Genomic DNA, 26,582 nt, shown 5'->3' on the forward strand with positions numbered 1-26,582 from the left:
TGTGCTGTCAGTGCGGCAGCTTAGGGCGCCCCCTTTCGGCGATCGCGATGCCGCCGAGGACGAGCAGCAATGCCACCAGGTGGAAAGGGTGGAACGTCTCGCCGACGAGCAGGACGGAGAGCAAAGTTCCGTAGACCGGGATCGCATTGATGAACAGGCCGGCGCGATTGGCGCCGATCATTTCGACACCACGCACATAGAGAACCTGAGACATCAACGACGGAAAAATCGCGGCATAGAGAACGATCGCCCAGCCGGTGGCGTCCGGCACGATCGCGCTGTCTTTCCAGGCTTCCCAGATGAGCAACGGGATAGAGCTCAGGAGCGCCCCGAAAGCCGGCGCGGCGATGAAGCTCTGCCAATGCATCGTCGGCTTCCAGCGCAAGGTGACCGTATAGACCGCATAAACGATGCAGGCGAGAATCATCAGCCCGTCGCCGAAATTGAACTGCAGCCGCATCAGGCTGGTGAGGTCGCCGTGGGCGGCGGTGATGAGCACGCCGATCAGAGTCACGGTGAAGCCGACGATCTGCGCGATCGAAGCCTTCGTCCGGAAGAAGGCGAAATTGAACAGAAAGATCAGCATTGGAATGCCGGCCTGCAGGATAACGGCGTTGATAGCGCTCGTATATTTCACCGCCGAATAGAGGAAGGCATTGAACATCGTGAAGCCGACGGCGCCATAGGCAATCAACTGCAGCCAGTGGTGGCGGATCTTGTCCCAGTCGCGGCGGATCTGCGGCGTCATCAGAGCAAGAATGACGATGACGGCGACCAGCCAGCGCAGCGTCGTCAACATCATCGGGCTGACGTGCCCGACGGCCATCTTGCCGGCAACCGAATTACCGCCCCAGAAAAGCGCGGTGATGGCGAGATAGAAATAGGCTCTGGAATTCACGGTGCTGCGATCCGCATTGGGAAGGTAGGATGGATTGCCGAACCGGCGGGAGAGTGTCCAGGTATAGGCGCTAACGCCATAGCTTGTCATGCAAAAAGGGCCCGTCCTCGGGCATAACGGGGTCGCTTTCCGAAAGACAACACAGTATAGATGCGCGGGTTTGAGAACAGCGCAACATCCTCGTGCGCGCGTGAACAGGAAGAGAATTATGACGAACGTCGTGGTGGTCGGATCCCAATGGGGTGACGAAGGCAAAGGCAAGATCGTGGATTGGCTCTCGGAGCGCGCCGATATCGTCGTACGCTTCCAGGGTGGCCACAATGCCGGCCATACCCTGGTGATCGACGGTGTCAGCTACAAGCTGTCGCTGCTTCCCTCCGGCGTCGTGCGCCCCGGCAAGCTTGCCGTCATCGGCAATGGCGTCGTCATCGATCCGCATGCGCTCATCGCGGAAATCGACAAGCTCGGCAATCAGGGCGTCAAGATCACGCCCGACAACCTGCGCATTGCCGACAATGCCACGCTCATCCTGTCGCTGCATCGCGAGCTCGACGGTTTCCGCGAGGACGCCGCCTCGAACAGCGGCACAAAGATCGGCACGACGCGCCGCGGCATCGGCCCGGCCTATGAGGACAAGGTCGGCCGCCGCGCCATCCGCGTCATGGATCTCGGCGACCTTGACACGCTGCCGGCCAAGGTCGACCGGCTGCTGACGCACCATAACGCGCTGCGCCGCGGTCTGGGCGAGGCGGAAATCAGCCACCAGGCGATCATGGACGAACTCTCCTCCGTCGCCGCACGCGTGCTGCCGTTCATGGACACGGTCTGGCTGCTGCTCGACAAGGAGCGCCGCAAGGGCGCGCGCATCCTGTTCGAGGGCGCGCAGGGCACGCTTCTCGACATCGACCACGGCACCTATCCCTTCGTCACCTCGTCGAACACGGTTGCCGGGCAAGCGGCCGCCGGTTCCGGCATGGGACCGGGCTCGCTCGGCTATATTCTCGGGATCACCAAGGCCTATACGACCCGCGTCGGCGAAGGGCCGTTTCCGACCGAACTCAATGACAAGGTCGGCCAGTTCCTCGGCGAGCGCGGTCACGAATTCGGAACGGTCACGGGTCGCAAGCGCCGTTGCGGCTGGTTCGATGCCGCCCTGGTGCGCCAGTCGGTCGCCGCCAACGGCATCACCGGCATCGCGCTGACCAAGCTCGACGTGCTCGATGGCCTCGAGGAGCTGAAGATCTGCGTCGGCTATACTCTGGATGGACAGCAGATCGATCATCTTCCCGCAAGTCAGGCACAGCAAGCTTCGGTAAAGCCAGTCTACATTACACTTGAAGGCTGGAAGGAATCGACAGTCGGAGCCCGCAGCTGGGCTGAACTTCCGGCACAGGCGATCAAGTACGTTCGCCAGGTCGAGGAACTGATCGGCGCGCCGGTCGCGCTTCTTTCGACGAGCCCGGAGCGCGACGACACAATACTTGTGACCGACCCTTTTGAGGACTAGTGTCGGCGCAAGGAAGCCGCGCCGCATTGCGGCTGCATGACTAGGATTTGAGAAAGCATCTGATGGCGGATTTTGTTGCAGTTATTCGCAGGACCGTTGACGGCCTGTCGGAAAACACACCCGAAATGCGGGGCAGGGTCTACGAGAAGGCACGCAGTGCGGTGCGCCGCCAACTCGAGAACATGACCCCGCGGCCATCGGACGACATGATCAACCGGCAGCTGAACAAGCTGGAACTGGCAATTTCCGAGGTCGAAAGCGAGCACGCAGAGGCTTTGCCGGCAGTCGAAGAGACCGAAGCGCTCGAGAAGACCGACGTGCTCGAGCCGGATGCCGTCGAAGCGCCCGCCGAAGAGGAGCCTGCCGTTCCAGTTTCGGCAGAGCCGAAGCCGGTACCGGTGCCGGCCGAGCCTGAGCAGGCCGCAGCCGGGCCTGAGCAGGTCGCAGCCGAGCCTGAGCAGGTCGCAGCCGAGCCTGAGCAGGTCGCAGCCGGGGAACACATCGAGGAAGCGGCGCCGGAAGCCCAGCAACTCTTCGAAGAACCGGCTCCGGCCGACGACGTCTCTTCGGTCGCCGAGCATGAGGCGCCGGATCACCGGGAAGCCGAGCCTGCCCACGAGGCCGCCTCGGCCGAGCAATATCAGGAGCCGCCCGCGGTAAGCGAAGAGCCGGAGGCCGTCCCGACCGAGCCGCAGTGGGGCGCGCCGGCAGAGGAGCAGCCGGCCGCCGAGGAAGTCGAAACCTGGCAGCAGGCGCCCGCCGGAGAGGCGAGCGCGCCAGAGGCCGAGGCCGAGAAATTTGATCGCGGCGAGCCCAGGGCCGAGCCGGAACCCGTGGAACCGGTGAGCCCAGAAGAACCCGGGGCACCGCAAGAACAGGTGAGCGAAGAAGCTCCGCCGACTGAGGCAGCGCCGGCGAAACAGGATTCCTCCGAATGGGCGCTGCCGGAGTGGGAAGATGCACCGCCTGTTGCAGGGCCTAGCGGGGAGCCGCCGGCGCCAGAGGTGCCCCGCGACGAAGCAGCCGAGCCGGAGCGGCTCGGCATGCATCCGGTCGAGCCAGAGACAAGCCAACCCGCCCACCGGGCCGGCGAGGCGGAGACGGCGCAGGCCTGGTCCTTCGACGACAGCGATCCCTTCGCCGCGCCAACCGAGGCCAAGAAGGACAAGCCGGCCGAACCGGACGTCTCGGAATGGGCCTGGCCCGTAGAGAAGGCGCCAGCCGCTTCGAACGAAGAGGACCGCGCGGGCACGGTGTGGGATCATATCGACGACCTGCTCGGCCTCGAGGAGGCCGGCCGGAAGGCGAACGGCGCGGCCGCGGCCGCCAAGGAGGAGGACGGCAGCGATGTGGCGCCGGTGGCGGCGTCCCCGCGCCCTGCCTCCTACCGCGTTTCCCCCAAGCCGTCCCGATTCGGTATAAAGAGCCTGGCAATTGGCGCGGTGATTCTGCTTCTCCTCGGCGGTGGCGGCTTTGCCTATTGGGTAAACAGGGAAGCGGGCAATGCCTGGCTCTCTGCCATGCTCGCGAAAATCATCCCCGCCGGCCCCGAGACTCAAACGCCGCCAACCGGCGAGGGCGAGCCCGCCGTGCAGCCGGGCGAACAGTCCGGAACGCAGGAGGGTACGGCGCTGCCGGAGGACAAATCGAGCAAGTTTACGCAGCGTCTGCTTGCCGATGGATCCGAACGCGACGAGGGTCCTTCGGGCGCGAACGAAACCGAAATATCGCAGGAGGGCAAGTCGGTCGCCCCTCAGACGGAGGCCGGGCAACCGCCGAGCACCTCGACGGGAGGCCAGCAGGCGGCCGCTCAGACCCCTTCGGCTGCACCCAACCAGGACGGCGGAGCGCCGCAAACCGAGGTATCCATCGCCGACGGCGAGAAGATGTTCCTCTATGAGGAGCGGCTTGGCCAATCCTCGCCCACGGCCGTCCCCGGCGCCGTCGCCTGGTCCATCAAGGAGGAATCGCCCGGTGGCGACGCCAAGCCCGAGCCGGCGATCCAGGCCCAGATCACCGTGCCCGACCGTGCGTTGACGGCGCTGATGACGATCAAGCGCAATGTCGATCCCTCACTGCCGGCAAGTCATGTGATCGAATTCGTCTTCTCGCTGCCCGAAAACTTCGAGGGCGGCAGCATCGAGGGCGTCCAGCGTGTTTCGATGAAGCGCACGGAGCAGGATCGCGGCGACCCGCTCATCGCCGTACCGGCGAAGATCACCGACGACTTTCATATGATCGCGCTCAACGACTTCGCGGAAGCCGTCGGCAACAACACCGAGCTGCTGCGCAGCCGCAGCTGGATCGACATCCCGATCACCTATCGCAACGGACGGCGCGCCCTGCTCACCCTCGAGAAAGGGGCAAGCGGCATCGAGGCATTCAACAAGGCCATGCAGGCCTGGAGTTCACTCGGCAGCGCGGCGGCGGCGAGCGGCCAGTAGAGCAGGGATATGGAGACGAAACAAAAGCCCCGGCTGGAGGCGTCCAGCCGGGGCTTTTGGTCGTTCTTGACGGGGAGAAGCCGATCAGGCGCCCTCGACAACCCGTGGGGCGTTGGCGCGCTCGAGAGCCGCCTTGCGGACCGCTTCCTGCACCTTCTCGAAGGCGCGGACCTCGATCTGGCGGACACGCTCGCGGCTGATGTCGAACTCGGTCGAGAGATCTTCGAGCGTCACCGGTTCTTCGGTCAGCCGGCGCGCCTCGAAAATACGGCGCTCGCGATCGTTCAAGACCTTCATGGCGCTGGCGAGCAGCGCGCGGCGGCTGTCGAGCTCGTCCTGCTCGATCAGGATTTCCTCCTGATTGTCGTGCTCGTCGACGAGCCAATCCTGCCACTGTCCGGAGTCGCCTTCGCTGGCCTTGATCGGCGCGTTGAGTGACGCGTCGCCGGACAGGCGCCGATTCATGGAAACGACCTCGTCCTCGCTGACCTTGAGGGTAGTGGCGATTTCCTTCACCTGCTCCGGCTTGAGGTCGCCTTCGTCGAGAGCCTGGATTCGGCCCTTGAGCCGCCGAAGATTGAAGAACAGGCGCTTCTGGTTGGCGGTCGTGCCCATTTTCACCAGCGACCACGAGCGCAGGATGTACTCCTGAATGGCCGCCTTGATCCACCACATCGCATAGGTCGCCAGGCGGAAGCCGCGATCGGGCTCGAATTTCTTGACAGCCTGCATCAGGCCGACATTGCCTTCCGACATGACTTCGCCGATCGGCAGGCCGTAGCCGCGGTAACCCATGGCGATCTTGGCAACGAGGCGCAGATGGCTCGTCACCAGCTTGTGAGCGGCGCTGCGGTCGTCATGCTCCTGATACCGCTTGGCGAGCATGTACTCTTCCTGCGGCTCGAGCATCGGAAATTTGCGGATTTCGTCGAGGTAACGGTTGAGACCGCCCTCTCCAGCGGCAATGGACGGCAACGTGTTGCGGGCCATGAAGCACCCCCTTTGTGCATCTCCGGCCTCCGGGACGGCAGGCCGGGCGTGGGTCTTCGTCTAGACCCCACGAGGCTAGAAGATAAGTACGGCGAAAGCATGATTCAAGGAGTCCGGTTTCACGCTATCGTGAGACCGGAGGAAAGGAGGATTCCTATTGAAGCGCCCTTAAGATCGGAATTCTTCGCAACAATTTCAAGACCCTGTCACGCTTCGGAGCGAAGCGCGGCGACCAGTTCCTGTATGTCCACGGGCATGGGTGCTTCGAAATGCATCGTGTCACCGCTGGACGGATGCTCGAACTGCAGCATGAAGGCATGCAGCGCCTGCCGGGAGAAGCGGTTGACCACGCTCTTGGCGGCTTCCGGCAGTAGATTCGCCTTGGTCCGGAAAGCGGCGCCATAGTCGGGATCGCCGATCAGCGGATGGCCGATATGGGCCATATGGACGCGGATCTGGTGCGTCCGGCCGGTCTCCAGGTGGCATTCGACGGTGGAAGCGAGGCAGGTGCCGTCCGGCTTCTCGTGGTAGCGTTCGACCACCTCGTAATGGGTGATCGCCTCGCGCGCGTCATCGCTTTCCTCGCGCTTGACGGCTCGTTTCGTCCGGTCGCCGGCCCGACCGAGCGCCGCATTGATCGTACCTTTCAACTGCCAGGGACGCCCCCAGACGACTGCCTGGTAGGCGCGTTCCAAGGGTCCGGTCCGGCCGTGATCGGCAAACTGATCGGAGAGGTGCCGATGGGCGGTATCGTTCTTCGCTACGACCATGACGCCGCTCGTTTCCTTGTCCAGCCGGTGGACGATGCCGGGTCGCCTGACGCCACCGATGCCGGAAAGACTGTCGCCGCAATGGTGAATGAGGGCGTTGACGAGCGTTCCCGTCCAGTTGCCGGCACCCGGGTGGACGACGAGACCGGCCGGTTTCACCAGCACGATCAGATCATCATCCTCGTAAAGAACGTCGAGCGGGATATCCTCGCCCTTCGGCTCGGGGTCCTCGGGGGCGGGCAAGACAATCTCGAAGCTGTCGCCCGGGTGAACCTTTTTCTTCGGCTCGAGCACTGTCGCTCCATTGATCGAAACGGCTCCCTGCTCGATCAGGGCCTTGATGCGGTTGCGCGAAAATTCGCCCGAGAGCGCCTCCGTCAGAAAGGCGTCCAGCCGCCCGGCGGCATTCTCGTCGGCCCTCAGGACTTTCCTATTGCCGGTTGCTTGTTTAAAGGGATCGTTCATTCCGTTTCAATTCCGATAGAAAGCCAGCCATGACTGCGATCGAGACCGATGAACAGGAAGACAAGCCACTTGACCCGGCGATGGAGAATGTCCGCCGCAAGATGGTGCGCCTGCAGCTCGTTTCGGCCGGCGTGATGCTGATCATGCTTATGGCCGTCCTCGGGGCGATTGTCTACAAGCTGACGCGCAGCGACGGCGCTGCGGAGGCGGCGTTGCCGGCAGTCAGCGTGCCTGGCGAAGCACCGCTGACCGCGATTGCGGCGCTGCCGGCCGACTTCTCCGTGACTGATGTGGCGCTTTCCGGTTCGCAACTGCTGTTCTATGGCAGCCTGCCGGGCGCCGAACCACGGGCGATTGTCTTCGACATCAGAGCAGGGCGCATCGTCGCGGATGTCACCGTCAGGACGCAGTGACGCGATGGCTGCCGTAGCGCCGATCCGCATCGAGGACCCGACGGACCCCCGCATCGCTGCGTTCATGTCGATCAAGGAGCGGGATCTGACCGGTCGGCAGAGCGGCTTCATCGCCGAAGGGACGGTCGTCCTGCGCATGCTGGCGGCCGCGCACCGCTCAGGGCGCGGCATCACCGCCGAGGCAATCCTGCTGCTCGAAAATCGGATCGCCGGCCTCGCAGAGCTGCTGGCGCAATTCCCCGCCGATGTGCCGGTCTTCGTGGCCGATGCCCGAGTGTTCGACGCAATCGCCGGCTTCAATATGCATCGCGGCGTTCTGGCGCTCGGGCGATCCGATGCGATGCCCGGCCGCGATGCCCTCATCGCCGCCCTTCCTGCCGCGAGCCTGGTACTTGCTGCTTGTGGCATATCGAACCACGACAATATGGGGTCGCTCTTTCGCAATGCAGCCGCCTTCGGCGTCGACGCGGTGCTGATGGACGCCTCAAGCTGCGATCCGATGTACCGCAAGTCGATCCGGGTCTCCGTCGGATCGGTGTTGACGCTGCCTTTCGCGCGCGAGGGAACCGCTGCCGAACTGATCGAAGGGCTTCAGGGGGCAGGCTTCGCGATATGGGGACTTTCGCCGCGGGGCGAGATCGACATCACCGCAATTCCGCCGGCACCGCGCACCACATTGCTGGTGGGCACGGAAGGCGAGGGGCTGCCGCAGGCGATCCTTTCTGCGGTCCGCACCGCGCGAATCCGCCAACGTCCGGGCCTCGACAGCCTAAACGTGGCGATGGCCGCCGGCATCGCGCTGCATCAGGTCGCCGGCGCCAACGGTCGCATCTGAAGCGGGCTCGTTCGCCGTCATTCGGGCGGCAGCATTTCCTTGGCTCGTCTCGCCAGGCTCTTGCGGGTCCCCGTGCTTCCCGTCTCCTCACGGGCGAGAAGCGCGTGGATCGGCGAGGACGAGCCTTCCCGCATTGCCGTGAGCGCCACCATGCCGGCGGCAATCTCCGCCACCTCCTCGCGCAGCGCCTCATCATGGGTGGGGGATTTCGAATTGACAAGACGCTCCGTGAGCGCCGTCGCGCGGTTGCGCAGATCGTCCGAGAGGCTGGTCACGTCGGGGGCCGGCGAGGCTCCATCCGCTTCGCCCTCAGCACCCATTGTCGCGATCTCGTGCTGTTCCGCTCGCTTCGACAGCTTGGCGCCCGCCGCTCTCGCCGCTTCGCGAATTTCCTGGTTGGCGGCCTTCACCCGAGTTTTCAGCCGCTCAATTTCTTCCGCCCGCCGCTCAAGCGCGCTCTCGCGATCGGCATTGGCGGCCGTTTCGCGGGCGAGCTTGGTTTCGAGCTGCCGTATGCGGTTCTCTTCGCGTCCCAGCCGCAGCTCCATTTCGCGAGCCCGGGCGTTTTCAGACTTGAGATCGGCACGCAGCGCCTCGCGCTCGTCGCGCAGCCCCGCGGCCCGGCCCTTCAAATGTTCGATCTGCGTTTCGCGCGCGGCAAGGTCGATGCGCAGATTGTCGAGCTCGGCCGCCTGTTTGTCGATCTGGCTGTTCAAGGCGCGGATTGTCTCGTTCTTGGCGCCGGTGTCACGTTGCAGGTTATCGTATGACGCCCTGAGTTCGGCGATCCGCAGCTCGAGCTGGCGGACGGTCGAGCGCATGTCGGCGGCCTCGACATTCATGTCGGCAAGCTGCCTGTGGAGATCGGTGTTTTCGCCGGCCAGGCGCCGCGCCTCGTTGAGCGCCCTTTCGTTTTCCAGCATCAGCGCCACGCCTTTGTCGCGTTCGCGGCGGAGCGTCTGCGACATCTTTGCGTTCTCAACGGCATAGGTGGCGCGCGCGGCGTCCCTTTGGGCGCGAACCTCCTGGGGGCTCAGCGGCATCGTCGCTTTCAGGCGATCCTCGGCGAAGCGGACGATGCGCCTTTGAATGGCCGGCGCGACAAGAAGGCCGATGATGGCCGCCGTCAAGAAGCCCAGGGCAAAGAGGAGCGCATATTCAATCACGTGCTGGCCGTTTCAGTCTGGACCGGATCCGATGATCCATGCGGTGGCGGTTGTTTCCTTCTCCTGCAGTAAACACGACAGCTCGAAAGCTGCAACAATTACTGCAGGATTGGACGCCCTTCGCTGATTCCAGAGGTTCGCATGCGGCCTTTTGGTGTCAGAAGGGGTTCCAGGTCGGCTGCTGCGTCAGCTTGAGATAGCCGACATTGAGGCCGAGCCTTGCGCCGATGCCGGTGCGGATCGGCACGACGACGACGTGCTCGTCAGTCAGCACCGTCATGCCGACGCCGGCGACGACATAGGCAGAGCCGGAGACGCCGCCGAAGCGCTTGTAAAGGGCCGGGACGCTCGGCAGATTATAGACGAGCATCATCGCCCGGCTGCCTTGGCCGCCCCAATCGAGCCCAAGGGACGGGCCCTGCCAGAAGACACTGTGCTGGCCGACATTCTTTGTGTGGAGCTCGCCCTCGCCATAGGTGAGGCCGGCGATGAAGGCACCGGAGCCTTCCTGGCCGAGGATATAGCCGTTCGGCAGGCCGTAGCGCTCGAAGGCGCGCTCCACGACTTTCGCAAGGCCGCCCGAGGTCTCGCCGAAGAAGCCGTGGCCGGCGTCGACGATCTCCTGCATCGTGTACTGGCTTCCATTCGGAGATTGGGCATGCGCGGCGGACATCACGGCGCTGCCTATGAGCAGCATCGTGGTCAGAATGGCGCGGACGGCCATTGCGGTTGCCTTCATGATCGGCTGCATCGTTTCCTCCGTCAGGCGCGAATGCGGCTCGCGGCCGGCCGTCATGACCAGCTCATGCATCGTTTGCGCGGGCCAGCGCGGGTCTCGAACGCGTGCACCCGATCCGCTTTCCGTGGTTCCACTCGAAATCCGGGGGTGCCCTGACAATTTGAACCGATCCTCTTAACAATCGGTTTACCAAATGTGATGTCATTATGGCCTATTGATCGGCGCGGGTTGCATGGATATGCCGGGCACGGGCGAAAAGCGTTGTCGGACGTGGCATCGCGCCCCGCGTTGTTATTCGATGGAACGGAACAGGAAAGAATGATGGCAAAGAATCCGAACCTGACGTTGACGGGACACGATCTGGCGGCGCTGCTCTGCAGTCGGGTTTGTCACGACATCATCTCGCCGGTCGGGGCCATCAACAACGGCCTCGAACTCTTGGACGAGGGCGGCGCCGACGCCGATGCGATGGACCTGATCCGCACCAGCGCGCTCAATGCCTCGGTGCGGCTGAAGTTCGCGCGGCTTGCCTTCGGCGCCTCCGGCTCGGTCGGCGCCTCGATCGACACCGGCGAAGCGGAGAAGGCCGCCAAGGACTTCGCCGCGGCGGAAAAGAAGACGGAGGTCAACTGGAGCGGGCCGCGGGCGATCATCGCCAAGAACCGGGTCAAGCTGCTGCTGAACCTGTTCCTCATCGCTTACGGTGCGATCCCTCGCGGCGGCTCGATCGACATCACCCTGGAGAACCCGGAGTACGACGCGATCTTTACCCTTGTCGCCAAGGGGCGGATGATGCGCGTCCCGCCGAAGCTGGTTGAGCTCCTTTCCGGCACCCCGGAGGAAGCGGTCGACGCCCATTCCATCCAGCCCTATTACACGGTGCTGCTCGCCGAGGAGGCCGGCATGGCCATCGACGTTGCCTCGACCGGCGAGGCGATCGTCTTCACCGCACGAACCGGAGCCTGATCCAGGCACGGTCAATCACCCGGTGGCATGAAAAGAGGTCTCCATCCGTCGACGCGGTGGAGACCTTTCGCTTTTTTAGATGCCGGGGGCCGCGTAAATTTTCCCTCGACGGATTATTGGCGGGCGAGAAATGAAAATCGTCGGCCAGCTGTGCCGGTAACGGTTTCTTTGCCAAATCTATTTAGCCTGGTTCATGGACGCCTCTTCGCGTCCGATGAGGCGTGAAGGAGTTGGACATGCGGCGCTTGATGATTGCCGATGGCTCGGATGTTGTGAGGAAGGTCGGGAAGCGCATCCTGTCGGGAATGGGTTTCTTGGTGTCCGAAGCGCCGAGCAGCCTCGAGGCGCTTGTCCGCTGCGAAGCCGAGCTGCCGAACATCCTCATCGTCGACTCCGGGCTCGACGGCGCCCTCGAACTCATCGCCAATATCCGCCGGCTGCCCGAGGCCGCGTCGGTGCGCATCTATTATTGCGTCGTCGAGGCGGATCTCAGGAAGATGATGGCCGGCAAGCGGGCCGGGGCGGACGATTTCCTGCTGAAGCCCTTCGACCGCAAGATCCTGACGAGCGTCTTCGCCAGTCAATCGATGGCCGCCTGACGCACTGGCATAGTGCATCGCCGAGCATGACAGCCGCGGTCTGCCGCGGCTTTTTGCATTCGCGACAACCGAACAGGCGAGGGCGCTCTGGAGCGAGACCCAAGTCCTCGCCACGAAAGCAAAAACCCGCCGGTGAGGCGGGTCTGCGCGTAGGTCTAAGTCTGTCGATATGTGGAAGATGGCGCCTGCCGCTGGGATCAGGCGGTTTCCAGGTAATCGTTGCCGTCGGGCTCGCGCAGCACATAGCCGCGGCCCCAGACCGTCTCGATATAGTTGGCGCCACCGGCGGCATTGGCGAGTTTCTTGCGCAGCTTGCAGATGAAGACGTCGATAATCTTCAGTTCCGGCTCGTCCATGCCGCCATAGAGGTGGTTGAGAAACATTTCCTTGGTGAGCGTCGTGCCCTTGCGCAGCGAGAGGAGCTCGAGCATCTGGTATTCCTTGCCGGTCAGGTGCACGCGCTGGCCGCCGACTTCCACCGTCTTGGCGTCGAGATTGACGATCAGCTCACCGGTCGAGATGATCGACTGGGCGTGGCCCTTGGAACGGCGCACGATCGCATGGATACGCGCCACCAGTTCGTCCTTGTGGAAAGGCTTGGTCATATAGTCGTCGGCGCCGAAGCCGAGGCCGCGAACCTTATCTTCGATCCCGGCCATGCCGGAAAGAATGAGAATCGGTGTCTTGACTTTCGACAGGCGCAGCGTTCTCAGCACCTCGTAGCCCGACATGTCCGGCAGGTTCAGGTCGAGGAGAATGATGTCGTAGTCGTAAAGCTTGCCGAGATCGACGCCTTCTTCCCCGAGATCGGTGGTGTAGACGTTGAAACTCTCGGACTTGAGCATGAGCTCAATGCTTTGCGCTGTCGCGCTGTCGTCTTCGATCAGTAGAACCCGCATAGTCTTCCCCTTTTCCGCCGCCCAAGGTCGTCATGGCCCCCTTACGCGATACGGATCCAGTCGTTGCCTGATTTGGAGGCTGCCATCAAATGGTTAACAAATTCTGATTCACTTTTGCAAGGTGTATCGAAAATGTTAAATATTTTTAGCAGTCTCCTGATTTCAAAGGTGAATTCGAAATGGCATTCTTCATGCGCTAGATGAGGAATAGCCGCTAACTGACTCTTTCGACTCGCAAATGCTGAAGGCGCCATATTTCGTACCTCAGTATTTACGGAGCCTTAAATCATCGCACCTATGATTAATGATGCCCGTAAACGAAAGGTTACCAGCGGTAGGTATTTGTTAAGATCGCAGTCGTTTTTTGTTTCCGGCCCGAGTGGGGCCGGTATTCGGGCGCAGGAATCGGTAACCGGGGTCTCGCTATCCACGGGAGTATTGCGTATGAAAGCACGTGAGAGCCTAACCCGCCTGAAGGAATTTCAGGTGCGGGAGAAGCAGCGTCAGTTGAGCCAGCTTCAGATGATGATGTCCGAATTCGAGCGGATGACCAAGGAACTCGAAAGCCAGATCGTCTTCGAGGAGAAGAAGTCGGGGATCGCCGATCCCTCGCATTTTGCCTATCCGACCTTTGCCAAAGCTGCGCGCCAGCGCGCCGATAACCTCCAGGTGTCGATCCGCGAATTGAAGGTGCAACAGGATGCGGCCGAACTGGCGCTTGCCGAAGTTCAGGCCGAATATGCGAAGGCCGCGGCTCTGGAAGAGCGGGATACGTCCACCCGGCTTCGCGCCTGAGAAGACGCCTTCGGCTTCGGTCTTTGACGGGGCCTCGATCGCAACTGCGGCGAGGTCCTTCGTCCTAAATAGTAACGAACCGCCCGCTTCCCTTTCGGGAGGCGGGCGGTCGCGCATCCGAAGTATGGCGGCGATCAGGCTTGGATAACGTCCTGCCATTCCGGATGACGCATCACCTGGGCGCCCATGAAGGGGCAGAGCGGAATGATCTTCCAACTGCCCTTGCGCGCTTCCTCGACCGCGTGCCTCGCGAGCGCCTGGCCCACACCCTTGCCGCGCAATTCGTCAGGCACGAAGGTGTGGTCGATGATCACGAGCTGCGGCGACGACCGCGAATAGGTCATTTCGCCGGTGTGACCGTCGACGCTCGTCGCGTAGCGGCCCTTGGCGCCGGTTTTCTCCTCAATGATGTCCATCGGTTCTCCTTCGCCTTCCTCCGCTCTCCGGGGCCGATGCTACGCGATAATCCCGTGAAGCAAAGCTGATTTCAGCTGAAGCGCCTCTCCGAAACGGAACTGGCGGCTGCGGGAAGGTCCCGAGCCGCCGGTTCGACGTATGGCCCTGTCAAGGGGTGGATCAGTGGCGATATTGCTGGATACGGGTGGTGCGCAGGCCGGCGAGACCGTGGTCGTTGATGGAGGACTGCCAGGACAGGAATTCTTCGACGGTGAGGGTGTAACGCTCGCAGGCCTCTTCAAGGCTCAAGAGGCCGCCACGCACGGCAGCGACGACCTCGGCCTTCCGGCGGATCACCCAGCGCCGGGTGTTGGCCGGCGGCAGATCCGCAATCGTCAGAGGGCTGCCATCGGGGCCGATGACATATTTTACGCGTGGACGCATCATTTCGGTCATGGGACTCTCTACACAAACTCAAGACCATATGGAGGCGACCTTAGCTTGCCACATTTAACATTTGCCTAAGCGGCCGGTAACGATTTGCTCATAATTTGAGCGATCTTGGAGCGCCGAAAATGCCGGTCAAGGGCAGGCCTGGATGCGGCTTTGATCGGCATCCGCGCGGCCGGCCCGCCTGCGCTCTTGCCCCGCGAAGCACAAGTTTCTATATGTCGCCGCATAGAAAGCCGAAGGAAGGCCGCCAGCGCAGCTGTGATCAGCGCCCGCGGCGTCAAGGTAAAACAGGACGCCGGCAAAGATAGCCGCGTCCGGATGCCGGATTGGATCCCGTGAACAGTCTCGATTTTGACCGCAAGCCCGAAGATACGCGTGTCGTCGTCGCCATGTCCGGCGGTGTCGACTCCTCCGTGGTCGCGGGGCTGCTCAAACGCGAAGGCTATGATGTTCTCGGCATCACTCTGCAGCTCTACGACCATGGTGCGGCGGTGCACCGAGCCGGCTCCTGCTGCGCCGGCCAGGACATTGACGACGCCAGACGCGTCTGCGAGACTCTGGGCATTCCGCATTATGTGCTCGACTACGAGGCGCGCTTCCGCGAGACGGTGATCAATCCCTTCGCCGAGAGCTACATTGCCGGCGAAACGCCGATTCCATGCGTTGCCTGCAACCAGACCGTCAAGTTCGCCGACCTGCTGGCGACCGCCAAGGAGCTCGGCGCCGACGCGCTGGCGACCGGCCACTACATCCGCTCGCGGCCGAGCCCGAAGCCGCGCTATGTTGGCCAGCGCGCCCTCTACCGGCCGACCGACGCGGAGCGCGACCAGAGCTATTTCCTCTTCGCGACCACCCAGGAGCAGATCGACTACCTGCGCTTTCCGCTCGGCAGCCTCTCCAAGCCGGAGACGCGCGCGCTCGCCGAGGAGATGGGTCTTGTCGTTGCCAAGAAGGCCGATAGCCAGGATATTTGTTTCGTGCCGCAGGGCAAGTACAGCGACATCGTCTCGAAGCTGAAGCCGAATGCGGCGCTCGCCGGCGAGATCGTCCATCTCGACGGCCGTGTGCTCGGCACGCATGAGGGCATCCTGCACTACACAATCGGCCAGCGGCGCGGCATCGGGGTTGCGACGGGCGAGCCGCTCTATGTCGTCTATCTCGACGCCCGCTCGCGCCGCGTCATCGTTGGGCCGAGGGAGGCGCTGGAGACCCGCCGCGTCTATCTGCGCGACGTCAACTGGCTGGGCGACGAGGAAATCGACGAGGCAGCCGCCCGCGACTTCGAATGCTTCGCCAAGGTCCGCTCCACCCGCCAGCCGGCACCGGCGGTAATGAGGCGTGACACCGACGGCATCTATGTCGAGCTCCTCGACGGCGAGGCGGGCGTGGCGCCCGGCCAGGCCTGCGCACTCTATTCCGGCACCGGCGAGAACGCCCGCGTCTATGGCGGCGGATTCATCCGCAAATCGGAACGCGAACCCGCGGCGGAGGCAGCACTTCAGGCCCTTCTGCAGGCGCCTGCGGCCGCTTAAACGAGCTCGATCCGGCGTGTCAGGAAAAGTTCACACTTTCCCGAAGACATTGCTTGACACTAGCCGGAACAGCACCTTATAAGCCGCCCGTCCAGCCGAGACGGGCTTCGCCAAGAAGCTGCCACGGCATCCGGCGGCGGAGTAGCTCAGTAGGTTAGAGCAGAGGAATCATAATCCTTGTGTCGGGGGTTCGAATCCCTCCTCCGCTACCAGCTTTATCACCGACAATTCGGAATCGATAAGGCTCGATAGGTAGCCCTTAATGTTGATTTCGTAGGGCTGGCCCTTTTCTGTCGGATTGACGACCACGGCTGCCACGAGTTGCCGGAACGGGGCGGCGATTTCTGGCGACGGCTCTCCATCCCGCTCCCGGACGATCTGAGCCAGGCTTTCGATATTCTCGCGGAAACGCTTCACGGCCTTCGGCTGAATTTCGATCACGTTTGGCGGCTCTTCGGTTGTCTCGAGAATTGCTTTTTGCCGATCGCGCTCCGCCCGCAGCGGCGCCAGGAGAGCAGCGGCCTCTTCGTCCTCAATGAGACCCTTCGATATCTTTTCTACTATCTTGGTGATGCCGTCCCTGGCGTCCTGCATCGCGCGCTGGGCGTTCGCGCGTGCTCTCTGGGCATCGCCGCGCAATCGCTTCTGCTCCGCCTGATAAGCCTCTACGTAGGCCTCGATGATGCTCGTATCCGCGAACTGTCGCCGGAGGCTGTCGACCACCTCGGTCTCTATGCGCTCTACATAGTATCGCCGGCCGTTGCCGCAGCTGCCGGATTCGCGGAATGTGCTGCATTGGATGCGGTTTCCGCTTCGATCGGGACCGACGAGCGCCATCCCTCCGCCACATGCGCCACAGCGCAGCAGGCCGGATAAAATTCGTTTGGATCTCGGGGCTTTTGCCCGATCGGCGCCGCCGGTCGCTTCCTTCCGCTGTTGCACGGCCTGGAAGAGATCCTCATTCACGATTTGCAGGTGAGGGGCGGAAACCTCTTCATGCTCGCTCTCTGGATTCACGCGAGAGATGCGTCGGCCTGTCGACGGGTCCTTGATCATCCGAACACGATTCCAGACGATCCGTCCAGCATAGATCGGGTTACGAAGAATTCCGTTGCCCCGCTGACCATTGCCGTTGATCGTCGAGGCGTTCCAGCGGTCTCCACGAGGAGCTGGGACATTTTCCCTATTTAGGATCGCTGCGATCGATCTTGGAGCAACCCCACCAGCATAAAGGTTGAATATGCGACGCACGACGACAGCTTCTTCGTCGACAATTTCGAGCTCACCCTTCTTGCCGATCACCGGTCGATAGCCATATGCCTTGCCGCCGGCGTTGCGTCCGGAGCGGACTACTCCCGCCATGCCGCGCTTAACTTTCTTGGCACCCTCCTCGCGCTGCATCTGGCCTATAACGCCATACATGCCAATCTGAACGGTATCCATTGCGCCGCCGTTGACGCAGTTCATCTCGATCCCGCGGAACTTGAGCATCTTATGGATGTGGGCAAGGTCTGCGATATCGCGAGAAATACGATCGGGGGCCTCAGACACGAGGACCTCGAACTCGTCGCGTTCAGCCGCTTGCATCAGATTTGAAAGTCCTGGCCGGCCAAACATCGATGCGCCAGACTTCGCGCGATCATGGAACTCTCCTACGACAAGAAGGCCCAGCCTCTCGGCATGGGCCCTACAAAGTCTGGTCTGGTCCTCCACCGATTGATCGTTCTGAAGATCGGTGGAGTATCTGGCGTATATGACGGCTCGGCTCATTGCTGTCTCGCGTTGCCCCTGTCTGGCTCGTTCTCATTAGCGGGTCGCGGTGGGCTTGCGTCAAGCCTTGCCTGCCGAACAGCGAGAGCCCTAACGAGCGCAACCAGTGGACTGTCCTGGGTGTGAGGCGGAGAAATTTCGGTCATACCGTTCCTCCGCTGTAATCATCGTCCTTGCGGATGATTCTGATCTTGCTCGGAAGCAGTCGCATCGTCGTTTCCAGCCGCCCCCTCCACCATCTTTCCGCTCGATAGTAGAAGCCGGGAACGGTCTTGTAGTCGACGCGATCAAGCCAGTACGTAGTGCACCACCGATTGCCGTTCGGATGCTTGCCTTCGACCTCGTAGAAGCCCGGGCCGGTCCACTCCACAGGCTTGGGAGGGGTCTTGATCCCGACGAAAACGTAGTGGGGGTACTGCTGCCGTAAAATCTCCGCGTCAGGATCAGGGTTCATTTCCCTCAGAATATCGACCACCGCGTCAATCGCCGCATGGAGGCGTTCCTCAGGGCTTTGGACGGGCTGAGGAGCGGCGATGGCTGGCAAGGGTGCGGCTGCGGCAGCGAGACCGCCGAGAATGGTCCTACGTGTGATCTGAGTCATTCACGTTCCTCCGAGCCAAATGCCTTTGCGATCGACGAAAGCGTTTCAACAAGCTGCTTTTCGTCTTCGATGTATCCCCCGCAACTGTTGAAGACGCTCACGACCCACGCGGCCTTTTGCGCCGCTTCATCGAGCGAGCGCGGCAAATAATCGATGATGGCGCGTTCAATTTCCTTCACGGCTTTGCTGGTGCCGCGCGCTGCTTCCATCGCCTGAGAATAACCGCACTCGTCCTCGATAAGCTTCCGTTCAGCCTCGACAGCGGCGAACGCATCAAGCTTTTCCTTCAAGATCTGCTCGAATTGCGCCTCTACCTTTTCCCGATTGGCCTTGTTCCTTTCGCCTGAGAGCAGGGACAAGTGCGTATCCCGGTGGCCGGCGACATGCTTGGTGATGCTTTCGACAGAGTAGCAGTAGCTGGGCTGCCAGATTTCCTTTCCTTCACTGTCACGCCCGAGGAGCGTCTGGCCGCACTGCACTCTTGCTTCCGGCATGGCACGGATCTGCGGTGCGTCTTCAAAATCACCAACAGCAGCCCAAGCCGCGCTGTCGACGGCATAAGCATGTGCGTGCCGATCGAACATTTTGAGGAGTGGCGATGAACTGGTGATTTTCTGCAAGCCTTCGGCGGCTGCCGGGCCAGGTGCGTTCGGCATTGGAATCTCCATCGGTCAGGATGGAGCATTAATGCATCATTCACCTTTGCCAGTCAATAGCGATTTATGCATAAATGCATCATCTGCTGCGGTTCCTGAACAGGCGCTCTATAAGCTCATCCCTCAAAATAGGGTCGCTGACGCTACGAACAGCATATGAGACATCCCCGATAATGCGGAGATCCCCCGTCTCCTCAAGGTTAAGGGGAAGATCGATGCGCTCTGAGATGCGCGCATCGGGATTGTCGAATCTCAGATAAGGTCCACCAGTTGGCGGCACAATGAGGCGTCTGATGCTGAGCTCCATAAGTGACTTCCGGTCCCGCCACCGCTCAATTACGAGAAGATCTCCATGGTCAGGTTCGCTCTTCATAGCTTGGCGGCGAACGCAAACTGCGTACTCTCCCCGTTGAATGTACGGGGCGCATGTATCGTCAGCCATCTTCAGGCCGAAGACATCTATGCTCCGATAGCGTGGCAGGGTGATTGTTAACAGGCCACCGTCCTCAATTCTGGTAAGTTCTGGCGTCTTCCAAACGCCTGCGGCGGCCTCTCCTATTACAAGCGTTGAATGCGCATCATTTTCGGAGAGGTCACGTTCAGTGGCGTTTGCTCCTTCTCCCCAACTCTCGTCGTACAAGTTCGGGCTCGCGAACGGAACCATCGACATATCGACAAAGTCTTTGGATTCGAAAAATGGATTCGGGCTTATTCCGGAGACCTTTACGATCTTCCCGAGCGTACTCATTGACAGTGTGAACTTATGTGTTGGGTCGTTCAATGCGCGGGTCAATGTCGTGGAAGCAATGCCAGCCTTCTTGGCGAGCGCGCTTGGCGAAAGCTTCAGTTCGTCAAGAACGAAGCGGACGTATGTCTTGCTAGCGGTATCGAAGAAGTCATTTTTCATGATGCAGCCATCCTTACCACACATGTGCAGAAAAGCACGATGCATAAATGCTTGCCATGAATGCATTAATGCACTATTACTCCTGCTGCCATGAAAATAATCGACGAAGTTCAAACCACAGAACGCCGGCTGCGGCTCGCCCGCATCCCCCTCCAGGAGCTGTACAGGGAAGCTGGAATAAATGGCTCCACTTGGACGCGCTGGCGCACAAACAAGACGAGCCCTCGCTTGACGACTTGGACGAACGTCCAGCGGGCGGCTGATAAATTGATAATTGAGAAAGCATCGCAGGCGGCAGAGCAGCAGAATAGCGGAAGGAAAAAGTCACTTCCGCCTCGTGCCTCCACTCGCTTCGGAGCAGAACCATGAGTAGGCCGACGGAAGGGGAGCAACTCGCGGCTTGGGAACAATACCGCCAAGCTAAATTGAAAGCCGACCAGACGGGCAATTTTCTCGATGGCAGGATCGCGGCCGATGCTTGGGTAGCGTTTCTAAACGTCTATCTCGATGAAGATCACAAACTGCCAGTGAGACGCACCACGGGCGGAAACGTCGCGCTGTTCCCGGTCCACAAGACGCGTCGGGCCGGTCCTTTGTCAGGTGGAGGCGCCTGATGGGGAAGGCCAAGGCCCGCCGCGTCGACTTTTATCCTGATGAATACATAGCCGGCGTCGGCGGCGTCCTGCGTGCCGACGAGCAGGGCCTGTACTGGATGATCTGCACCCTAATCATGTCCGAAGGCGGCCCTATCGAACAGAACGACAGACGGCTCGCCGCGCTGTGTCAGACCCGTCCTGCAGATGCCAGAAAATTGGTCGAATCCTTGGTCGAAAAGGGGAAGATCTTGCGCCAAAGTGACGGCAAACTGTTCCAGAACCGTGCGCAAAGTGAAGTCGAAAAGTCGCTAAACCGAATCCAAACTGCATCCGAAAATGGTTCAAACGGTGGCCGTCCTCCGAAGAAAACCAAATCAAAACAACGAAACACAGAAGCAGACGGTTTCTCAGACGAAAAACTAACCACCAACTACCAACCACCAACCACCAACCACCAACCTATCGAGGAAGATAAATCTTCCTCTCATACTCAGCGCGCGATCGACGAAGAGTTCGACGAAGTTTTCTGGCGGGCCTACCCCAAGAAGGCCGCCAAGGGCGCGGCATTGCGGGCTTACCGGGCTGCCCGAAAGAAGGCAGGCGCCGACGAGATTATGTCGGCTGTTCATCGCTATGCTGACGAGCGACGCAACGAGGATGCACGGTACACCAAGGCTCCGGCATCCTGGCTGAACGGTGAGTGCTGGTCGGATCAGCCGTCCAAACAGCCAGACCCGACCAACTGGCGGGACGATCCAGTGTACGCGGGGGTTGAGTGATGGCGGACATCATCGAGCTCAAGCGGATGCTGAACGACCGAGTCATGTCCGTCGTCGAATACCTGCTGCCGAACGGCCGCAAGGAGGCCAACGAGTGGCGGGCCGGCTCTACCGCTGGCGAGAAGGGCAAGAGCCTGGGGGTCCACCTATCGGGGCAGAAGGCGGGTGTCTGGTCCGACTTCAGCACGGGAGAGGGCGGTGACCTGATCGACCTCTGGTCGAAGCGCCGCGGCCAGACCATTGCCGAGGCGATCGAGGATATTTCCAATTGGCTCGGCGTCTCGCGTCCGGTTCCGACACGCGACCCGAAGCCGTCCTACGCCCGGCCCGAGCGCCCGAAATGCAGCCAGCCCAAAGCCAAGGTACGCGAATACTTGGCCGGCCGCTGTATCCCTGACGACGTGCTGGAAACGTACAAAATCGGCGAGCGCGGCGACGAGATCATCTTTCCGTTCTTGCTGCCGGACGGCGTGCTGGCGATGGCCAAGAGCCGCAAGGCGGAGAACGGCGCCAAACCCGTTCCGACAGCGGCGAACTGCGAGCCCATACTTTTCGGCTGGCAGGCGATCGATCCGAACGCGCGGACTCTTATCATCACCGAGGGTGAGATCGACGCGCTCTCGTGGGCCTGCTTTGGCTTTCCCGCGGTTTCCGTGCCGTTCGGCGGCGGAAAGGGCGGCAAGCAGAGGTGGATCGAGAACGAGTTCGAGCGCCTGGAGCGCTTCGAGAGGATCTACCTGTCGACAGACATGGACGGCCCGGGCGATGAGGCTGCGGAGGAGATCGCGAGTCGGCTCGGCAGGCATCGGTGCTTGCGAGTGCACTTGCCGTTCAAGGACGCGAACAAGTGCCTGATCGACGGCGTGAGCGGTGCGGAAATGGAGCGGTGCCTCTCGGAAGCGCGCAGCCTTGATCCGGCCGGCCTCCGCCGACCGAGCGATCTGTTGGATCGTGTCATCTACCTGTTCTGGCCGGGCGAGGGCGACCACGTCGGCTATGGAGTGCCCTACGACAAGATTTCCGGAAAGCTGCTGTTCCGGCCGGGCGAGTTGTCGCTGTGGAGCGGCGCCAGTGGTCATGGCAAGAGCCAGATCCTGTCCGACTGTATCGGACACTGGGTGAAGCAGGGCAGCCGCGTGTGTGTCGCCTCGCTGGAAATGAAAGGCGAGCAAACCCTCAAGCGGTTGGCGAAGCAAACTGGCGGTGTCGACCGGCCGACGGCGCCATTCATCACGAAAATCCTGGACTGGTTGGATAGCGGGCTGCTGATCTACGACCACGTCGGCAAGGCTGGCATACCGGCTCTGCTCGAGGTGTTCGACTACGCCCGCGCTAAGTACGGGTGCGACCAGTTCATCATCGATAGCCTCATGCGGGTGGGCATCGCCCAAGACGACTACAACGGCCAGGAGAAGGCAGTCTTCCAGCTCGTCGACTGGACGATCGAGAACAACGTCCACGTCCACCTGGTGGCCCACTCCCGCAAGGGAGACAAGGACCGCGGCGGCGCTCCGGAAACCGAGGACATCAAGGGCGCCATGGAAATCGGCGCGAACGCGTTCAACATTCTGACGGTCTGGCGGAACAAGGATCTCGAAGGAAAAATCAAGGCCGCGAAGACCGAGGAAGAGCGCACTGCGCTCGAGGAAAAACCGAGCGTCATCCTCAACGTCGCAAAGCAGCGGAACGGCGACTTCGAGGGAAAGGTCGGCCTTTGGTTCGATCAGGCGACCTATCGCTATCACACGAGCAGCAACCGTTTTCATTGGGACCGCCAGTACATTCCGCGCGGTTCCGAGGTGCCATCAGGTAACGAGGACTTTGCATTATGACAAAACATTCAGCCTGCCACGTCGAGATTTTCGGGGGTGTTATCTCCAGTCCCACTGCGATTTTGAGCGCAAGCGGACGCCGGCTCGATTTCGCGAGTATTGGATCTTGGCGCTTCTTTGTTGATGCGATCGATCAAGAAGGTTGCCGGATCTCCATGTGGGACGGAGCTTCTTACGAGAACGCAATCAAAAATGCTGAAGAGCTTTCCAGGGAAGGCTTTGGTGCTGTGGTGGATAACGTTCTGACCGGTGGCGCCGCATGACGACGCAGATCCTCAACGTCACCAGGAATGACGACGGGCAATTCGAAATCACCGACCGGCGAGGCAAACTCGTCGAAGGCCCGTTCGAGACGAACGCCGCAGCATGGAAGGCGCTCGATCGTCTCGACAACGACAACGCCAACCGCCCCGATAAGGCGCGGAATGCGAAAAAGGTTCTGTGGGGCAAACCGGAGAAGAAGTCCAAGAGCGCTCGGCGAAAGGAAAAGAAACTGCAGGAAAAGCAGGAACACCGAATGAAGGTGAACGCGGCGAAGGCGCCTGGATGGGTTCGCAGCGTCGCCGCTGCAAAGTTTGATCCCGCCGGCGAGCGAGCCTACCGGGACCACAAGCTCGGCACGTTCGGAGCCGCCTCCGAGGTGCGCAGGATCGACGTGGCCGCTTACCTCGCCGAGAAGGCTGCGCGAGGTGAAGCATGATCACCCTCTCGGCATCCGCTTGTGAATTGCGAGGAGAACGAGAGGTGAACGCGCAAGCCGCCGCGATTGTGAGCTATAATGATTTCAACCGTAATTGGAGGAAGTTCATGAGCGATTCGGCATTGAAGTCATTCCCCATTTTCGATGATCGGCCCGGCCCGGAGTTTATCGAGAGCTGGCGCCAGCATATTTCGGAGACCGGCTCGCCGGAAACCTTCGCCGGTATCTCGACTAGTAAGCCTGGTCGATCAGCTAACGTTGTTTTGCTTTCGGAAGAAATACGCGTGCCTACGGCTTTGCGGCCCGGTGGGGAGAAGGTACCGTGTCCTCTATGTTCTCCAGCGGCTCCGAAGTTCGGGATGGGGAGGATGGCGTACTTCCCCGATGATAGCGCCGCACGGTTCATCGGCAATCACTGTGCCAAGCACTATCTCGGCGACAACTACACAGAGGCTGAGCGACTTTTCCGTATCGAAGCGAAATGCGCCGAGTATTTGGCGTTGTGGCCGGCGCTTCAATCGAAGCTCCCTTTGATTAAGCCAGTTGTGCAAAAGCTTTACGTTAGCGGTCAGCGTCTTTCGCAAATGCGGATGTACATCAATGTGCAAGCGCCGGGGTTTTCGTCCTTCCTTTACAATGATCTCGTTGCTCGTGGATCGATGGTGATTACGTCTCGGGATCAGGGCGCGCAAACATATCGCGTCGAGGGCATAGAGTTTCTCTCTCTTGATTTTGATCCTGAAGCTTCAGCCGATAAGCTGCTGGCTTGCTGCAGGGATCTGCTAAAACCTCTTCCTTCCTGGACAACAACGGATGGCGGTAACGAGGCTTCCAAGGAAATCATCCGTCGCGGCAATTCAGTTGTTCGCCGCTTCAAGGAACTGTCTGCACTCCGTGATCTGATCGCCGACGCCTCACAATTCCTCCGGCCGGCCAACCTCCGGCTCCTTCAGCGGTGGACAGCTACCGGAGCGTCGCCGTTTTCGACCCTTACATTCAAGTTCGACGACGACCGGATCGACGCCTTGGCGGAGAGCTACGCGGGCAGGTTCAATTGGTCGGTTGTCGCCCCAGCAGAGCTGCTTGTTCAACTTCCCTCGAAAGACGAAATCACTGCATTACGGTTATTGGAGGTTGCCGCTTGAACATCAATTCGACAAAGCAGCTTCCCGCGGAATCCTGGTATGCGATCCGTGTTGCGCCTGGTGGCCAGAAGATGGCGAAAGCGGTCCCTGGAGCATCGGAAGAACGCGTTGGAGAGACCCAAATAGAAAGGGAGTGCCGGGAGAAGGGCTTTGCGATCTTCATGCCTTCGTTCTGGACTGTAGTTCGGCATCAAAGGACAAACAAACTGATCGAGAAGAGATTTCCCCTCTTGGTCGGTTATGCTTTTGTCCGGGCTAGCGGACAGGATATCGCTGGGGTGAGGCAACTCAACAATGTTGCCTATTTCTTGCGTGGTGGCGGAAACTACGGTCTGGCCTCCTTCCGAGATCACGACATCGCGCAGCTCTATATTGCTGAACTGGAAAAGCGAGAAGAGCATGTGACGATGAAACAGAATGGCGAAGCCGACATTAGGAAGCATCGACGCAGTGCATTGCATCGCCAACTCGGGCTGATCTTCCCGAAAGGACGACGGAAACGCGTACCCCTCCGGATGCTGGCATCAGCGGCCATTAATAGTTTGCCCACGAAAGCGAAGAAGCGCTGCATGACGATCCTAATGGAATTGGAAGCTTTGGACAAAGAAGAGGTCGCTTGCAATACAAACGGACTGGCGCTAAGTTCTGCGGCGTGATTTGGGTGTTTCAGTCGGACCTTGCCAAGCGCGCATAGGGAATACTCGACGGCCCGGACTGGGAGACAATCCGACTCCCACGTCGGGAAAAATGTATCCAGAATTCAGGGCGGCAGACCGCCCTTTTCCAATTCAGATTGCCCGGAAGTGCTGCTGGAAAATGCAGATAGACCCCGACTGGGCAAGAGCGACCACCCGATGACCATGACCGCTGTCTATGCGGTAGGGTGGCCGCCTTCATTTTCCGCAGGCAGGGCAAATGGTAAGCCACGTTGCTAATGACCGCGGCGGGCCAGCCCAGTCCTGCGGACTGGGCTCTTCTTCAGCGATCCTGTACTTGCGTAACGGGCAGGTAGACCTTGGACCCGACCTGCTCCCCGTTATGCAGCTTACCTCCGATCAGCAAATAAGCTGATATTCCGAGGACCGTGAGCAGTAGAATGCTGACGGGAAGTGCCGCAGAGGCGTGGTATTCCGGTCCGTGATAATGCCTTCCACTCATTCGAGTGTACTCCACTACAGACACCGCGAGAACGCGCCAACAATGCAGAAGTCCCTGCACCGGTGGTGGAACCTGGGCAGCAAAGCTGAGGGGTTTCAATACGCTAGCATCATACCATGCTGGTGGGCGCATTGCTGGAGACTACAGGTAGTGCGGCGCAATCCTCGGCCACAACGTTCCCGATATGTTCATAGCTATTTCAGGCCACCAGCCCCGCGCCTCTCGGGCCAGGAATGCTAATTCGCAGCGGTTTGCGGGTGATCTGCACGCATTTCCCTCGTACGGTTCGGGCTTCACCTTTCCATGGGTTATTCAACGCGGCATCAATTTGTCGCCGTGGTCTCGGTCAAAATCGGGGCGCTCCATAGGAAGCCAGCCGACCTTTACCAGCCTTGCGTTGGCTTCGGGCGGTAAGTCAACACGGTCTATGGTCCCGATCCAATGGTCGGAGCCTAACGACGACTCGCCTGCATGGTCGAGAAGGTGCTGTGCGGTCGTGTAGATCATGACCATCTCTCGGCCATTCATGCGATAGGTTGAGACGTAGAGTTCCTTCATGCTGCGCTCCTGC

28 protein-coding genes and 1 tRNA gene are annotated in these 26,582 nt (G+C 60.8%); 16 read left to right on the plus strand and 13 right to left on the minus strand.

Features of this window, described 5'->3' with window-relative positions; all coding sequences use genetic code 11:
* Nucleotides 1-7: 7 nt before the first annotated feature.
* On the minus strand, nt 8-898 hold the full coding sequence (locus tag CO676_RS15060; protein ID WP_041415613.1) for a DMT family transporter: 891 nt from the start codon (nt 896-898) through the stop codon (nt 8-10).
* Nucleotides 899-1,106: 208 nt separating this feature from the next.
* Between CO676_RS15060 and CO676_RS15065 the strand changes: the two genes are divergently transcribed.
* Both CO676_RS15065 and CO676_RS15070 read left to right on the plus strand, forming a co-directional pair.
* A complete protein-coding gene (locus tag CO676_RS15065) occupies nt 1,107-2,405 on the plus strand; it encodes an adenylosuccinate synthase (protein WP_014765828.1) in 1,299 nt (432 codons plus the stop codon).
* 62 nt (nt 2,406-2,467) lie between these two features.
* Nucleotides 2,468-4,849, plus strand: a complete 2,382-nt coding sequence (locus CO676_RS15070; protein WP_179875493.1) for a hypothetical protein — start codon at nt 2,468-2,470, stop codon at nt 4,847-4,849.
* An 84-nt stretch (nt 4,850-4,933) separates the two neighbouring features.
* On the opposite strand, the gene rpoH is transcribed toward CO676_RS15070, so the two are convergent.
* Together rpoH and CO676_RS15080 are read right to left on the minus strand one after the other, a co-directional pair.
* Complete coding sequence (rpoH, locus tag CO676_RS15075; protein ID WP_097521647.1) at nt 4,934-5,839, minus strand: RNA polymerase sigma factor RpoH; 906 nt, start codon at nt 5,837-5,839, stop codon at nt 4,934-4,936.
* Nucleotides 5,840-6,045: 206 nt separating this feature from the next.
* On the minus strand, nt 6,046-7,074 hold the full coding sequence (locus CO676_RS15080; protein ID WP_097521648.1) for an RluA family pseudouridine synthase: 1,029 nt from the start codon (nt 7,072-7,074) through the stop codon (nt 6,046-6,048).
* Nucleotides 7,075-7,103: 29 nt separating this feature from the next.
* Between CO676_RS15080 and CO676_RS15085 the strand changes: the two genes are divergently transcribed.
* Both CO676_RS15085 and CO676_RS15090 read left to right on the plus strand, forming a co-directional pair.
* A complete protein-coding gene (locus CO676_RS15085) occupies nt 7,104-7,487 on the plus strand; it encodes a hypothetical protein (protein ID WP_097521649.1) in 384 nt (127 codons plus the stop codon).
* A 4-nt stretch (nt 7,488-7,491) separates the two neighbouring features.
* Nucleotides 7,492-8,322 (plus strand): RNA methyltransferase, encoded by an 831-nt coding sequence (locus CO676_RS15090; protein ID WP_097521650.1) that lies wholly within the window; start codon nt 7,492-7,494, stop codon nt 8,320-8,322.
* Between the two features lie 17 nt (nt 8,323-8,339).
* Here CO676_RS15090 and CO676_RS15095 read toward each other — a convergent pair whose 3' ends face one another.
* Together CO676_RS15095 and CO676_RS15100 are read right to left on the minus strand one after the other, a co-directional pair.
* Nucleotides 8,340-9,488, minus strand: coding sequence for a hypothetical protein (locus CO676_RS15095; RefSeq protein WP_014765822.1), 1,149 nt, complete (start codon nt 9,486-9,488; stop codon nt 8,340-8,342).
* A 157-nt stretch (nt 9,489-9,645) separates the two neighbouring features.
* Nucleotides 9,646-10,239: a DUF1134 domain-containing protein gene (locus CO676_RS15100; RefSeq protein ID WP_048657517.1), complete on the minus strand. Its 594-nt coding sequence runs from the start codon at nt 10,237-10,239 to the stop codon at nt 9,646-9,648.
* A gap of 309 nt (nt 10,240-10,548) precedes the next feature.
* Here CO676_RS15100 and CO676_RS15105 point away from each other — a divergent pair, with 309 nt between their 5' ends.
* Nucleotides 10,549-11,193 (plus strand): histidine phosphotransferase family protein, encoded by a 645-nt coding sequence (locus CO676_RS15105; protein WP_041414660.1) that lies wholly within the window; start codon nt 10,549-10,551, stop codon nt 11,191-11,193.
* A 236-nt stretch (nt 11,194-11,429) separates the two neighbouring features.
* A complete protein-coding gene (locus tag CO676_RS15110; RefSeq protein ID WP_014765819.1) occupies nt 11,430-11,792 on the plus strand; it encodes a response regulator in 363 nt (120 codons plus the stop codon).
* A gap of 197 nt (nt 11,793-11,989) precedes the next feature.
* Here the strand turns inward: CO676_RS15110 and ctrA are convergent, their stop codons facing one another.
* A complete protein-coding gene (gene ctrA, locus CO676_RS15115) occupies nt 11,990-12,691 on the minus strand; it encodes a cell cycle two-component system response regulator CtrA (protein ID WP_014329644.1) in 702 nt (233 codons plus the stop codon).
* Between the two features lie 444 nt (nt 12,692-13,135).
* On the opposite strand from ctrA, the gene CO676_RS15120 reads away from it, so the two are divergent.
* Nucleotides 13,136-13,486, plus strand: a complete 351-nt coding sequence (locus tag CO676_RS15120; RefSeq protein WP_097521651.1) for a flagellar export protein FliJ — start codon at nt 13,136-13,138, stop codon at nt 13,484-13,486.
* 134 nt (nt 13,487-13,620) lie between these two features.
* On the opposite strand, the gene CO676_RS15125 is transcribed toward CO676_RS15120, so the two are convergent.
* Nucleotides 13,621-13,902 (minus strand): GNAT family N-acetyltransferase, encoded by a 282-nt coding sequence (locus CO676_RS15125; protein WP_097521652.1) that lies wholly within the window; start codon nt 13,900-13,902, stop codon nt 13,621-13,623.
* A gap of 160 nt (nt 13,903-14,062) precedes the next feature.
* Nucleotides 14,063-14,338, minus strand: a complete 276-nt coding sequence (locus CO676_RS15130) for a DUF1153 domain-containing protein (RefSeq protein WP_003527546.1) — start codon at nt 14,336-14,338, stop codon at nt 14,063-14,065.
* A 332-nt stretch (nt 14,339-14,670) separates the two neighbouring features.
* Here CO676_RS15130 and mnmA point away from each other — a divergent pair, with 332 nt between their 5' ends.
* Nucleotides 14,671-15,867, plus strand: a complete 1,197-nt coding sequence (mnmA, locus tag CO676_RS15135) for a tRNA 2-thiouridine(34) synthase MnmA (protein WP_048657516.1) — start codon at nt 14,671-14,673, stop codon at nt 15,865-15,867.
* Between the two features lie 135 nt (nt 15,868-16,002).
* Nucleotides 16,003-16,079, plus strand: a tRNA-Met gene (locus CO676_RS15140).
* Here CO676_RS15140 and CO676_RS15145 read toward each other — a convergent pair.
* The 4 genes from CO676_RS15145 to CO676_RS15160 all read right to left on the minus strand — a co-directional run bounded on the left by CO676_RS15145 (nt 16,036) and on the right by CO676_RS15160 (nt 19,801).
* A complete protein-coding gene (locus CO676_RS15145; RefSeq protein ID WP_097521747.1) occupies nt 16,036-17,637 on the minus strand; it encodes a recombinase family protein in 1,602 nt (533 codons plus the stop codon). The genes CO676_RS15140 and CO676_RS15145 overlap by 44 nt on opposite strands.
* 142 nt (nt 17,638-17,779) lie before the next feature.
* Nucleotides 17,780-18,238, minus strand: a complete 459-nt coding sequence (locus tag CO676_RS15150; protein WP_097521653.1) for a hypothetical protein — start codon at nt 18,236-18,238, stop codon at nt 17,780-17,782.
* Nucleotides 18,235-18,894, minus strand: coding sequence for a hypothetical protein (locus CO676_RS15155; RefSeq protein ID WP_097521654.1), 660 nt, complete (start codon nt 18,892-18,894; stop codon nt 18,235-18,237). The genes CO676_RS15150 and CO676_RS15155 overlap by 4 nt, the downstream gene beginning before the upstream one ends.
* Before the next feature lie 79 nt (nt 18,895-18,973).
* A complete protein-coding gene (locus CO676_RS15160; protein ID WP_144340133.1) occupies nt 18,974-19,801 on the minus strand; it encodes a hypothetical protein in 828 nt (275 codons plus the stop codon).
* 365 nt (nt 19,802-20,166) lie between these two features.
* Between CO676_RS15160 and CO676_RS15165 the strand changes: the two genes are divergently transcribed.
* The 7 genes from CO676_RS15165 to CO676_RS15195 are packed head-to-tail and all read left to right on the plus strand — an operon-like array spanning nt 20,167 to nt 25,509.
* On the plus strand, nt 20,167-20,415 hold the full coding sequence (locus CO676_RS15165) for a hypothetical protein (protein WP_097521656.1): 249 nt from the start codon (nt 20,167-20,169) through the stop codon (nt 20,413-20,415).
* Complete coding sequence (locus CO676_RS15170) at nt 20,415-21,176, plus strand: DUF1376 domain-containing protein (protein WP_097521657.1); 762 nt, start codon at nt 20,415-20,417, stop codon at nt 21,174-21,176. Before CO676_RS15165 ends, CO676_RS15170 begins: the two co-directional genes overlap by 1 nt.
* Nucleotides 21,176-23,008 (plus strand): bifunctional DNA primase/helicase, encoded by a 1,833-nt coding sequence (locus CO676_RS15175; protein WP_097521658.1) that lies wholly within the window; start codon nt 21,176-21,178, stop codon nt 23,006-23,008. Before CO676_RS15170 ends, CO676_RS15175 begins: the two co-directional genes overlap by 1 nt.
* Nucleotides 23,005-23,271, plus strand: a complete 267-nt coding sequence (locus tag CO676_RS15180; RefSeq protein ID WP_097521659.1) for a hypothetical protein — start codon at nt 23,005-23,007, stop codon at nt 23,269-23,271. Before CO676_RS15175 ends, CO676_RS15180 begins: the two co-directional genes overlap by 4 nt.
* Nucleotides 23,268-23,708 (plus strand): hypothetical protein, encoded by a 441-nt coding sequence (locus CO676_RS15185; protein WP_097521660.1) that lies wholly within the window; start codon nt 23,268-23,270, stop codon nt 23,706-23,708. The genes CO676_RS15180 and CO676_RS15185 overlap by 4 nt, the downstream gene beginning before the upstream one ends.
* The gene (locus CO676_RS15190; RefSeq protein ID WP_144340134.1) at nt 23,705-24,853 is read left to right on the plus strand and encodes a hypothetical protein; all 1,149 of its coding nucleotides are present in this window, start codon (nt 23,705-23,707) and stop codon (nt 24,851-24,853) included. The genes CO676_RS15185 and CO676_RS15190 overlap by 4 nt, the downstream gene beginning before the upstream one ends.
* Nucleotides 24,850-25,509 carry a transcription termination/antitermination NusG family protein gene (locus tag CO676_RS15195; protein WP_097521662.1) on the plus strand — a complete coding sequence of 220 codons (660 nt, stop codon included), beginning with the start codon at nt 24,850-24,852 and terminating at the stop codon, nt 25,507-25,509. The genes CO676_RS15190 and CO676_RS15195 overlap by 4 nt, the downstream gene beginning before the upstream one ends.
* A gap of 814 nt (nt 25,510-26,323) precedes the next feature.
* Here the strand turns inward: CO676_RS15195 and CO676_RS15205 are convergent.
* Nucleotides 26,324-26,569 carry a hypothetical protein gene (locus CO676_RS15205; RefSeq protein ID WP_144340135.1) on the minus strand — a complete coding sequence of 82 codons (246 nt, stop codon included), beginning with the start codon at nt 26,567-26,569 and terminating at the stop codon, nt 26,324-26,326.
* Nucleotides 26,570-26,582 lie beyond the last annotated feature (13 nt).

Source organism: Sinorhizobium sp. BJ1, assembly GCF_002531555.1.
In the GTDB taxonomy this organism is placed as follows: Bacteria; Pseudomonadota; Alphaproteobacteria; order Rhizobiales; family Rhizobiaceae; genus Sinorhizobium; species Sinorhizobium fredii_B.

What these genes read in the sequence shown, in the direction of transcription:
- CO676_RS15065 (WP_014765828.1), top strand. Translation starts at nt 1,107, where the DNA reads ATGACGAACGTCGTGGTGGTCGGATCCCAATGGGGTGACGAAGGCAAA.
- CO676_RS15070 (WP_179875493.1), top strand. Translation starts at nt 2,468, where the DNA reads ATGGCGGATTTTGTTGCAGTTATTCGCAGGACCGTTGACGGCCTGTCG.
- rpoH (WP_097521647.1), bottom strand. Translation starts at nt 5,839, where the DNA reads ATGGCCCGCAACACGTTGCCGTCCATTGCCGCTGGAGAGGGCGGTCTC.
- CO676_RS15080 (WP_097521648.1), bottom strand. Translation starts at nt 7,074, where the DNA reads ATGAACGATCCCTTTAAACAAGCAACCGGCAATAGGAAAGTCCTGAGG.
- CO676_RS15085 (WP_097521649.1), top strand. Translation starts at nt 7,104, where the DNA reads ATGACTGCGATCGAGACCGATGAACAGGAAGACAAGCCACTTGACCCG.
- CO676_RS15090 (WP_097521650.1), top strand. Translation starts at nt 7,492, where the DNA reads ATGGCTGCCGTAGCGCCGATCCGCATCGAGGACCCGACGGACCCCCGC.
- CO676_RS15100 (WP_048657517.1), bottom strand. Translation starts at nt 10,239, where the DNA reads ATGCAGCCGATCATGAAGGCAACCGCAATGGCCGTCCGCGCCATTCTG.
- CO676_RS15105 (WP_041414660.1), top strand. Translation starts at nt 10,549, where the DNA reads ATGGCAAAGAATCCGAACCTGACGTTGACGGGACACGATCTGGCGGCG.
- CO676_RS15110 (WP_014765819.1), top strand. Translation starts at nt 11,430, where the DNA reads ATGCGGCGCTTGATGATTGCCGATGGCTCGGATGTTGTGAGGAAGGTC.
- ctrA (WP_014329644.1), bottom strand. Translation starts at nt 12,691, where the DNA reads ATGCGGGTTCTACTGATCGAAGACGACAGCGCGACAGCGCAAAGCATT.
- CO676_RS15120 (WP_097521651.1), top strand. Translation starts at nt 13,136, where the DNA reads ATGAAAGCACGTGAGAGCCTAACCCGCCTGAAGGAATTTCAGGTGCGG.
- CO676_RS15125 (WP_097521652.1), bottom strand. Translation starts at nt 13,902, where the DNA reads ATGGACATCATTGAGGAGAAAACCGGCGCCAAGGGCCGCTACGCGACG.
- CO676_RS15130 (WP_003527546.1), bottom strand. Translation starts at nt 14,338, where the DNA reads ATGACCGAAATGATGCGTCCACGCGTAAAATATGTCATCGGCCCCGAT.
- CO676_RS15145 (WP_097521747.1), bottom strand. Translation starts at nt 17,637, where the DNA reads ATGAGCCGAGCCGTCATATACGCCAGATACTCCACCGATCTTCAGAAC.
- CO676_RS15150 (WP_097521653.1), bottom strand. Translation starts at nt 18,238, where the DNA reads ATGACTCAGATCACACGTAGGACCATTCTCGGCGGTCTCGCTGCCGCA.
- CO676_RS15155 (WP_097521654.1), bottom strand. Translation starts at nt 18,894, where the DNA reads ATGCCGAACGCACCTGGCCCGGCAGCCGCCGAAGGCTTGCAGAAAATC.
- CO676_RS15160 (WP_144340133.1), bottom strand. Translation starts at nt 19,801, where the DNA reads ATGAAAAATGACTTCTTCGATACCGCTAGCAAGACATACGTCCGCTTC.
- CO676_RS15165 (WP_097521656.1), top strand. Translation starts at nt 20,167, where the DNA reads ATGAGTAGGCCGACGGAAGGGGAGCAACTCGCGGCTTGGGAACAATAC.
- CO676_RS15170 (WP_097521657.1), top strand. Translation starts at nt 20,415, where the DNA reads ATGGGGAAGGCCAAGGCCCGCCGCGTCGACTTTTATCCTGATGAATAC.
- CO676_RS15175 (WP_097521658.1), top strand. Translation starts at nt 21,176, where the DNA reads ATGGCGGACATCATCGAGCTCAAGCGGATGCTGAACGACCGAGTCATG.
- CO676_RS15180 (WP_097521659.1), top strand. Translation starts at nt 23,005, where the DNA reads ATGACAAAACATTCAGCCTGCCACGTCGAGATTTTCGGGGGTGTTATC.
- CO676_RS15185 (WP_097521660.1), top strand. Translation starts at nt 23,268, where the DNA reads ATGACGACGCAGATCCTCAACGTCACCAGGAATGACGACGGGCAATTC.
- CO676_RS15190 (WP_144340134.1), top strand. Translation starts at nt 23,705, where the DNA reads ATGATCACCCTCTCGGCATCCGCTTGTGAATTGCGAGGAGAACGAGAG.
- CO676_RS15205 (WP_144340135.1), bottom strand. Translation starts at nt 26,569, where the DNA reads ATGAAGGAACTCTACGTCTCAACCTATCGCATGAATGGCCGAGAGATG.